The 9,806-nt window shown below is 69.0% G+C and carries 6 protein-coding genes; 4 read left to right on the top strand and 2 right to left on the bottom strand.

Features of this window, described 5'->3' with window-relative positions; all coding sequences use genetic code 11:
* The first annotated feature begins 460 nt into the window (after window positions 1-460).
* The 3 genes from EBS11_RS01070 to EBS11_RS01060 all read left to right on the top strand — a co-directional run bounded on the left by EBS11_RS01070 (window position 461) and on the right by EBS11_RS01060 (window position 6,927).
* A complete protein-coding gene (locus EBS11_RS01070; protein ID WP_290599831.1) occupies window positions 461-2,047 on the top strand; it encodes a methyl-accepting chemotaxis protein in 1,587 nt (528 codons plus the stop codon).
* Window positions 2,048-2,055: 8 nt separating this feature from the next.
* Entirely contained in the window at window positions 2,056-4,038 is a 1,983-nt protein-coding gene (locus tag EBS11_RS01065; RefSeq protein WP_290599830.1) for an EAL domain-containing protein, read from the top strand.
* Between the two features lie 111 nt (window positions 4,039-4,149).
* Window positions 4,150-6,927, top strand: a complete 2,778-nt coding sequence (locus tag EBS11_RS01060; protein ID WP_290599829.1) for a winged helix-turn-helix domain-containing protein — start codon at window positions 4,150-4,152, stop codon at window positions 6,925-6,927.
* Between the two features lie 3 nt (window positions 6,928-6,930).
* On the opposite strand, the gene EBS11_RS01055 is transcribed toward EBS11_RS01060, so the two are convergent.
* Entirely contained in the window at window positions 6,931-7,848 is a 918-nt protein-coding gene (locus EBS11_RS01055; protein ID WP_290599828.1) for a lipase secretion chaperone, read from the bottom strand.
* Between the two features lie 10 nt (window positions 7,849-7,858).
* Entirely contained in the window at window positions 7,859-8,773 is a 915-nt protein-coding gene (locus EBS11_RS01050; RefSeq protein ID WP_290599827.1) for a triacylglycerol lipase, read from the bottom strand.
* Window positions 8,774-9,135: 362 nt separating this feature from the next.
* On the opposite strand from EBS11_RS01050, the gene EBS11_RS01045 reads away from it, so the two are divergent.
* Window positions 9,136-9,789: a helix-turn-helix domain-containing protein gene (locus EBS11_RS01045; protein ID WP_290599826.1), complete on the top strand. Its 654-nt coding sequence runs from the start codon at window positions 9,136-9,138 to the stop codon at window positions 9,787-9,789.
* Window positions 9,790-9,806: the final 17 nt, after the last annotated feature.

The raw sequence follows: 9,806 nt of genomic DNA, 5'->3' as shown, positions 1-9,806 counted from the left end.
CCCGGCGCCACCCGCCAGGACGCGGCCCGTGCTGCGCGCCGTGCCGTCCACGCGCAACAGTGCGCCACGCGCAGACGAGTGGGAAGTATTCTGACGTTCTGACGCGAGGGCGGCGGCCCCGCCGCCCTCCGCCCGGCCGCTGCGCGCGGCCATCGCCCATGGCGCCCCGTGCCATGCTGCGGTTTCTACTTACTAAAAAAACAGTGTTATAAAAATAGCTGTTTTGCCATCTAAGCAAATCTTTGCAAAACTTAACGCGACATTGCCTGTGAGATAACTCACACTGCCTGACGTAGCAACCCAAGCTCCCGCCTCTGCCTTGTCCAGGCTGACCCCTCCGCCCGCCGCGCCCGGCCTTCCATGGCCGCTGGCGGCGCCAGCCATTGCCGTCAGCCTTGCACGCGGGCCTGGCGCGATGACCGATGCACCATACTGAAGGATGCGAATGAAGATGGCGAATATGAATATCGGGACCCGCTTGCGCTGGTCTTTTGCCCTGTTGACCCTGCTGTTGCTGGGCACTGCCGCGCTGGGCATGCTGCGCCTGGCCAGCCTGGAACTGCGCATGCGCGACGTGATCGACGATAAATATCCGAAGACCGTGCTGGCCAACGACATCATCAAGAATGTCAACGTCATCGCGCGTTCCTCGCGCAACCTGCTGCTGATGACGGAGCCGCAGCAGCTGGCGCAGGAGCGCGACACCATCGCCAGGGCGGGCGCGGACACGGAACAGCGCCTGGCCCGGCTCGAGCGCATCGTGCTGTCGCAGCAGGGCCGCGCCCTGATGGCGGCCGTGACGCAGGCGCGCGCCACGTTCAACGAGGGCCGCGACAAGGTGCTGGCCCTGCTCGACGCCGATGCGCGCGACGAGGCGGCGGCCCTGCTGCTGGGCGCCGTGCGCAACGACCAGCTGCGCTATATGGCAGCGCTGGAAACCCTCATCACGCACCAGCACGACCGGATGGAGGAGGCGGGTGCCCAGGTGCGCGCGGAGTACCTGTCGGCGCGCAGCATGATGCTGGCGTTGAGCGCGCTGGCCATCGTCTTTTCGCTGGTGACGGCCTGGCTGGTCACGCGCAGCATCGTCGCGCCCCTGCAGCATGCGCTGGGGGTGGCACAGACGGTGGCCGCCGGCGACCTGACGTCGCGCTTCGGCCGCCACGGGCGCGACGAGACGGGCAGGCTGCTCGACGCGCTGGCCATCATGAACGGCAACCTGCTCGATATCGTGCAGCGCGTGCGCAGCGGCACGGACACCATCGCCACGGCGTCGACGCAGATCGCGGCCGGCAACGTCGACCTGTCGGCGCGCACGGAAGAACAAGCCAGTTCCCTCGAACAGACGGCGTCGGCCATGGAGGAACTCAGTTCGACCGTGCAGCAGAACGCGGACAATGCCCGCCACGCCAGCGCGCTGGCCATCGAGGCGGCCAGGATCGCCGGCGACGGCGGCCAGGCCGTGGGGCAGGTGATCCACACCATGGACGCCATCAGCGCCTCGTCGGCGCAGATCGCCGACATCATCGGCGTGATCGACATGCTGGCCTTCCAGACCAATATCCTGGCCCTGAACGCGGCCGTGGAAGCGGCGCGCGCGGGCGAGCAGGGGCGCGGCTTCGCCGTCGTGGCGACGGAAGTGCGCAGCCTGGCGCAGCGCAGCGCCGCCGCCGCGCGCGATATCCGCGCGCTGATCGCCAACTCGACGCAGCAGGTGGACGCGGGCGCGGCCCTGGTGGCGCAGGCCGGCGCCACCATGCAGGAAGTGGTGGCGGCCGTGGGCCGGGTCAGCCGGATGGTGGCCGACATCACGGCGGCCAGCGCCGAGCAAAGCACGGGCATCGGCCAGATCAGCCAGGCCGTCGTGCAGATGGACGAAGTGACGCAGCAGAACGCGGCGCTGGTGGAAGAAGCGGCGGCCGCCTCGCAGTCGCTCGAAGGCGAGGCGGAAAACCTGCTGCAGGTGGTCAGCGTGTTCCGCCTGCATCCGGCCCCGCCGGCCCTGGTGGGCCGTCCTGCGCCGGCCGTGCCGCGCTTGACCGCGTAGTGGCCTGAGTGGAGCAGCCTGTCACGGGAGAGCGCCGGCCTGTTGCCGCGCGGCGCTGGCTGGACGCTGCCTGGCACGGCAACGCGGCCAGCACGGCCTTGTGCGCCGTGCTGGCCGCCTGCCTGCTGCTGTGCATCTGGGGCTATACGGCCGTACGCCTCGACGACGAGGCGCAGCAGGCGCTCGAGCGCGCCCGCATCGAGAACCGCGACGTCGCCTCGATCCTGGCCGCGCAGCTCGACGATGCCCTTGCGTCCGTGCCCGCGCTGCCCGACGACCTGGCCTACTTCCTGCGTCCCTACCGCGAAATCAGCCGCAAGGCGCATGGCCGCATCGAGATCGCCGGCGCCGGCAAGGACGTGCTGGCGGCGCTGCAGGACGGCTTGCCGGCCGGCGGCCAGGCGCATGCGGACGACGCCTGCCTGCTCGAGGTGCGCACCTTGCTGCGCCATGGCCTGCAGGTGCGGGTCAGCCAGGACCGCGCGCGCGTGCTGGCGCAGCTCGATGCCCTGCGCTGGCGCCTGCTGTCGCAGGCGGCGCTGGTGTCGCTGGCCGTGCTGTCGCTGGGCGGCGCCGTCGTGTGGGCGGCGCGGCGGCGGCTGCGCGCGCAGCGGCGCCAGGCGGAGGGCGCGCACATCACCCTGAGCCTGCAGCTGGCGCGCGAAAGGAACCGCGCCGACCTGCTGGCCACCCGCGACGAATTGACGGGCGTGGCCAACCGGCGCCGCTTCTACGACGGCGCCAGCGGCAAGCTGCTGCAGGCGCGGCACAGCCGCAACCATTATGCGCTGCTGCTGGTCGACATGGACCGTTTCAAGCAGGTCAACGAGCGCCTGGGCCACCTGGCCGGCGACGCCCTGCTGCAGGAGGCGGCGCGGCGCTTGCGCCATGCGCTGCGCGAAGGCGACCTGCTGGCGCGTTTCGGCGGCGACGAATTCGTCCTGCTGCTGTGCGAAGTGGCCAGCGAGGAGCGCCTGGCGGCCGTCGCCGGCAGCGTGCTCGAGGCGCTGCGCCAGCCATTCGCGCCGCCCGCCGGCGCGGCCATCCTGGCCACGGCCAGCATCGGCATCGCCATGTATCCGCGCGACGGGCAAAGCGTGGACGCCTTGCTGTCGAGCGCGGGCAGCGCCATGCACGGCGCCAAGGCGGCGCGCGACAGCTTCCGCTTCTACGACATGGCCCTGAACCTGTCGTCGGCGCGCAGCCTGGAGCTGCAGGGGCGCTTCGAGCTGGCCATGCGCGAGGACGAATTCTGCCTGCATTACCAGGGCAAGTTCGACACGGCGCGCCGGCACATCGTCGGCCTGGAGGCGCTGCTGCGCTGGGATCATCCGCATCACGGCCTGATCTTCCCGAATGAATTCATCGGCCTGGCGGAGGAAACGCAGGCCATCCTCGCGCTGGGCAACTGGACCATCGCCGCCGCCTGCCGCCAGCTGGCGCAGTGGCGCGTGGCAGGCTTGCCGCTGGTGCCCGTGGCGATCAACGTCTCGGCCAAGCAGCTGCGCGATCCGCAGTTGCTCGACACGGTCACGCGCTGCCTGCGCACCTACGCGCTGTCGCCGGCGCTGCTGGAACTGGAAGTGACGGAAAGCTGCTTCATCGACGACATCTCGCAAGCCAAGGAGGTGCTGATGCGCCTGCGCGCGCTGGGCGTGGCCATTTCGCTCGATGACTACGGCACCGGCTATTCGGGTTTGAGCCATATCAAGATGCTGCCCATCCACACCTTGAAGATCGACCGTTCCTTCATCCGCGACATCGCCATCGACCGGAATGACGCCATGATCGTCGCCTCGACCATCGCGCTGGCGCGCGGACTGGGCCTGCTGGTGGTGGCCGAAGGCGTGGAGAGCGGCGAGCAGCTGGAGCGGCTGCGCCGCCTGGGCTGCCAGCAGGTGCAGGGCTTTTATCTGCATCGCCCGGCGCCGGCGCCTGCCATCGCCGCGCTGCTGGCCGGCGCCCGTCCCGCGCTGGCGCCCGCCATGTGAGCGGGCTTTGTAACAGGATGCATACATGATGCCATGCGGGCTGGCGCCGATGCTCAGTAGAATACTGCCACTGCACGCCGTTTGCTTTCACACTTTCCCCATGCAACAACTATGAACAGCCCCATTCCGGCCTTTGTCTTCGGCCCGTTTCGCCTATTGCCGCTCGAGCGCCTGCTGTTCGACGGCGAGCGCGCGCTGCGCCTGGGGAGCCGCGCCATGGACCTGCTGCTGGCGTTGCTGGAGCGGGCCGGCGAGATCGTCGACAAGAATGAACTGCTGGCCATCGTCTGGCCCAACGCCGTCGTCGACGATGCGACCTTGCGCGTGCACCTGGCCGCGTTGCGCAAGGTGCTCGGCGATGGCCGCGACGGCCAGCGCTACATCACCACCATCCCGGGGCGCGGCTATGGCTTCCTGGCGCCCCTGTCGTACACGGGGCAGGCGGCGGCCGCCGGCCCGCCCGGCCCCGAGCCGCAGCACAACCTGCCGGTCCTGCTGACGCGCATGATCGGCCGCGCCGAAACGGTGCAGGCGATGGCCAACCAGCTGCTGCAATTGCGCCTGCTGTGCGTCGTCGGCCCCGGCGGCATCGGCAAGACCACCGTGGCCGTGGCCCTGGCCACGCGCGTGCTGCGCCGCTATGCGGACGGCGTCTGCTTCGTCGACCTGGCGCCGCTGAGCGAGGGCCACCTGGTGCCGCTGGCGCTGGCCACGGCGCTGGGCGTGGCCGTGCCGGCCGGCGATTCCATGCCCGGCCTGCTGGCGTACCTGCGCCAGCGCCACATGCTGATCGTCCTGGATAACTGCGAGCACGTGATAGGCGCGGCCGCCGCGCTGGCCGACGCCCTGCTCAGGGGCGCGCCGCTGCTGCACCTGCTGGCCACCAGCCGCGAGCCGCTGCGTATCACCAGCGAGCACCTGCAGCGCCTGCCCGCGCTGGGCCTGCCGCCGGCCGACGTCGTGCCCGACGCGCAGGCGGCCCGCCATTTCGCCGCCGTGCAGCTGTTCTGCGAGCGCTGCGCGGCCGTGGACGACGCTTTCGCCCTGGCCGACGCCGACGTGCCCGTGGTGGCGGAAATCTGCCGCCGCCTCGACGGCATTCCGCTGGCGCTGGAACTGGCGGCCGGGCGCATCGGCCACTTCGGCATCCATGAACTGCGGCGCCAGCTGGATGACCGTTTTCGCCTGCTCACGCGCGGCCCGCGCAACGTGCCGCTGCGCCACCAGACCCTGCGCGCCACGCTGGACTGGAGCTATGGCCTGCTCGACGCGGGCGAGCGCGCGGTGCTGCAGGTGCTGAGCGTGTTCAGGAGCCGCTTTCGCATGGAGTCCGCCGCCGCCGTCGCCGGCCATGACGTGTTCGACACGGTGGCCGACCTGGCGGCCAAGTCCCTCGTCAGCATCGAATTTTGCTGCGAGCACGTGTATTACCGGCTGCTGGAAACGACGCGCGCATACGCGGCCACGCAACTGCAGGCCAGCGGGCAGGGCGACGCCGTGTTCCTGCGCCATGCGCGCCATTGCCAGACGCTGGCCGAGCGCATCGCCGCGGACTGGGAGCGCATGTCGTTCGCCAGCTGGAGCGCCTGCTACGGCCGCCACGTGGACGACCTGCGCGCCGCCATCGACTGGGCCTTTGGCGAGGCGGCCGACGCGGCGCTGGGCATCGCCCTGACCCTGGCGGCGCAGACCCTGTTCTACCAGCTGTCGCTGATGGACGAATACCGCGTGCGCGTGGAACGGGCGCTGGAGCGGATGGCGCAGCATGCCATCGTCGACCCGGACAGCGAAATGCAGCTGCACGCCTCGCTGGCGCACCTGCTGATGCACACGCAGGGCGTGAGCGGCGCCATGCTGCTGTCGTTTCGGCACGGCTATGGGCTGGCCATGCACTCGGACGATACGGCGCGCCGCGCCGAAGCCATCTGCGGCATGTGGATCTGCAGTATGGCGCTGGCCGATTTCACCGGCGCCGACGCCTATGTGGCGCAGTTTGCGGACCTGTGCCAGGCCAGCGGCAGCACGGCGATGCAGCTGGTGCAGGCGCGCATGCGCTCGGCCGGCGAGCACCTGCAGGGGCGCCATGCGGAATCGGCGGCGCTGGCGCGCATGGTGCTCGCGCATCCCGACGGCGCGGTCCAGCTCACCTTCAACAATGCCTTGCTGGCCGATCACCAAGTGTGCTTGCGCGGCAACCTGTCACGCTGCCTGTGGCTGCTGGGACGTCCCGACGATGCGCTGCACATCGCGCGCGAAGCGGTGATGCTGGGCTTCGAGCACAATGGCGCCTCGTTGTGCGTGGCGCTGGCCTTCAGCGCCATTCCCGTGGCCCTGTGGTGCGGCCAGCGCAGCCTGGCAAGCGCCTGGAACTGCCTGCTGCGCGAGCATGCGGCCCGCTATGGCCTGCTGTACTGGAGCGCGTGGGGTGCCGGCTACCAGCACCTGCTCGACGCGGGCGAGTCGATGGGCGACTTTTCGTGGCCGACGGTACGCAGCTGGCCGCTGCAGATCGACGTCATGGCCACCTTGCATGACGCGGCCGCCGACCTGCAGGCGGTGCAGCGCGCCCGGGCGGGCCTGGCGCCGTGGAGCATGCCCGAAGTGCTGCGCCGCGCCGCGCACCGCCGCTGGCGCGCCTTGGCCGTGGATGACGGCGCGGGCCTGCGGGAAGTCGAGGCGCAGCTGGAGGAAGCGCTGGCGCTGGCGCGCGCGCAGCAGGCGCCGGGCTGGGAACTGCGCTGCGCCACCAGCCTGGCGGCCTTGCTGCACGCGCAGGAGCGCAGCGGCGAGGCACGGGCCCTGCTGGCGCCCGTGCATGCGGGCTTTGAACAGGGGCAGGCCAGCGCCGACGTGCTGGCGGCGGCGGCGCTGCTGGCGCAGCTGGCCTAGGCCTTACTCGTAGGCGCCCAGGCGGCGCTGCTCCTCGGGCGTGAAGCTGGCGTCGCGCAGCTGCTGCAGGGCCGCCGCATCCTGCGCGCCGCCGGGCAGGCCGGCTTTCTGCGCCTGGTACGCGATGATGCGCTGCTGCCACCGCGATTCCTCGCGGTCCAGTTCCGCCAGGCGCGCCGCCGCTTCGGGCGTGAAGGTGCTGGCGCGCAGGCGGTAGACTTCATTCTCGCCGCCGCCCTGGGCGCGCAGCGCCCGCACCGAGGCATCGAGCTGCGCCACTTTCACCGGCGCGTCGCGCGCGGCGCGCTGGGCCGGCGACAGCTGCTGGTCCAGCGCCGCCAGCCTGGTCTGGCGCTGCGCCTCGTCGAGCGCGGTGTCGCCCAGTATCGCCATGCGCGCCACGGCATCGTCGTCGTAGGCGTCGCTGGCGCCGAACAGGCCCGCGCTTTCTTCCGCCGTAAAGTAATTGCCGCGCAACGCGCGCATGGCTTGCAGCCGGGCGCGCGCCGCCGCGGCGGCATCGGCCTGCGGGGGCAGGGCCTGTTCCGCGCCGGCCAGCGCCTGCCTGTAGGCCAGATACGCCCCCAGCAGGCGCTTCGCTTCGCGCGCGGGGACGGGCGCCAGGCGCCTGTCCAGTTCCGTCTCGATCTGGCTGCGGATGGCGGCCAGCGGCTTTTCGCCCAGGCCCGCCAGGTAGTAGTCGAACAGGTGGCCCAGTTCCGCGTCGACCACCAGCTTGTCGCCGGCGGCCACCGTCACGTTGCCGTCCGGCAGCGTGCCTTCCATCGAGCGCACGAACGCGAACAGGTCCGGTTCCGCCTTTTCCGGCGGCGGGGCCGGCGGCTCGCCCGGGCGCAGCGCCAGGTACAGGGCCAGCGCCGCCACGGCCGCGCCGCCCGCCATCTTCCATTTCGCGTGCATGCGCCGCTCCCTACAGTCCCAGGCCTTGCAGGCGGTTGGCCTGCTGGCGGAAGACCGTCACGGGGCTGGTCTCGAACAGGTTGACGATGCCGACGAACTGGTTGACTTCATCGAGGTGGTTCATGGCGTAGTCGTCGCGGATCACCTTGCCCAGGTGGCTGGAGCAGCTGCTCACCAGGCCATCGTTCTTCGCGCCGCCGAAGGCCAGGCTGATGGTGGCCAGCAGCGGGTCGCCCACGTCGAGCACGTTCGTGTACGGCTGTGCGCCGCTCCAGGAAAAGTAGTACACGCCTTGCTCCTGGTAGGCGCCTTCGCCGCAGGCGCTGGCCGGCACGCCTTGCGGGTGGCGGCTGTTGAAGGCCAGCGAGCCGGCCGTGGACAGCGACGCCAGCGAGGCACCCGCGTTTTGCGGCAAGCCCTTGTTGCCGGACAAAATGCCGATCAGGGAGGCGAGGGCATTGCCCAGCGCGCCGCTGGTGCCGGGGGCGGCGCCGACGAGGATGTCGGCGACCTTCGAGCCCTTGTTGACGCCGGCCACGCTGGTGACGGAAGCCACCAGGTCGGGCCGCACGGAAGCGACATAGCGGGCCGTGGGGCCGCCGTGGCTATGGCCGATCAGGTTGACCTTGGCCGCGCCCGTGGCGGCGAGGATTTGCCGCACCTGCGACAGCAGCTGCTCGCCCCGCACTTCCGTGCTGTTCGCCGCCGAGACGGTGGTCACGTAGACTTGCGCGCCGCCGCTGCGCAGGGCGTCGGGGATGCCGTAGAAGTATTCGACGGGACCGAGCTTGTCGAAGCCGAACAGGCCGTGCACGAGCACGATCGGGTATTTCGTTTGCGTGTAGCCGGCGGCGCCGGCGCTGCCGGGCAGGATGGCGAGGGCGAGCAGCAGGGTGGAAAGCAGTTGCCAGAAGCGAGTCTTCATTTTGTCTCCGTTATTTTAATATAGTGGAAATGTCGATGCTGTAGCGATGATCCGCGCGCCTGCCGTACATTCTATCGATGCATTAAATATAGCGAGCGCTCGGTTTTTGAAATGTAGCACTGCTGGCAGTAAATTGCATGGGAATTGCATGATGCAGCGCAATAACTTTGCGCATTGCTCGTTGCTTATACGCCCATTGCATAGTTGAAAAGTAAAATAGCGGTTTTCCTGCGCTATAATCGCCCCGAAATCCGCCGTCCCGCCGTCTTGCAGCGCCGTCCAGGCGCTGTATTTACACCGCACATAACCGTTACTTGGGAATGCACTTGTCGACCCATTTTAATTTTGAACAGTTTCAGCAGATGACGCCTTTAAATGGCGAAAACATCTGGGAATATATTCTTGACCGCCACGCGGAGCGCATCGGCGTCAAGCGCCGCAAGCCGGCACTGGAAAACCTCGAACGCATCTTCGTCGCCACGTTCCGCCTCGCCAATGACGTGGGCTTCCGCGCCATGAGCTTGCGCGACCTGTGCCGCGAGACGGGCCTGTCGATGGGCGGCCTGTATGGCTACATCGCCAGCAAGGACCAGCTGGCCGAGATGATCGAGGACGTGGTGCGCCACGCCACGCAAGCCTTGCCGCTGCTGTTTGCCGACGTGAAGTCGCCGCTGGACCGGCTGGAGGCGATGATACGCTCGTCGATCTACCTGTCAGAGGTGCTGCAGCCGTGGTTTTATTTTGTCTTCATGGATTCGCGCGTGCTGCAGGTGGAGCAGCGCAGCATGGCGAAGAATTCGGAATTGTATGTGCAGACCCTGATCGCCGCCACCATCGCGGAAATCGAACCGGGGCCGCAGGGCGATCCGACCTTGCTGTCGGCGCACTGCCTGGCCCTGTTCCAGGACTGGTACGTGAAGCGCTGGAAGTACCGCGCGGCGAAGGTCAATGTCGACGATTTCGCCGACAGCGTGGTCAGTACCGTGCGCAGGTATTTGAGCATGAGCGGCGTTTAGTTTTTAGTCTCAACCCC

The sequence above is a fragment of the Janthinobacterium sp. genome (genome assembly GCF_009923995.1).
Taxonomy (GTDB): domain Bacteria; phylum Pseudomonadota; class Gammaproteobacteria; order Burkholderiales; family Burkholderiaceae_D; genus Janthinobacterium.
Note: the sequence above shows the minus strand (reverse complement) of the source record. Positions and strands in the feature narration are given on the sequence as shown.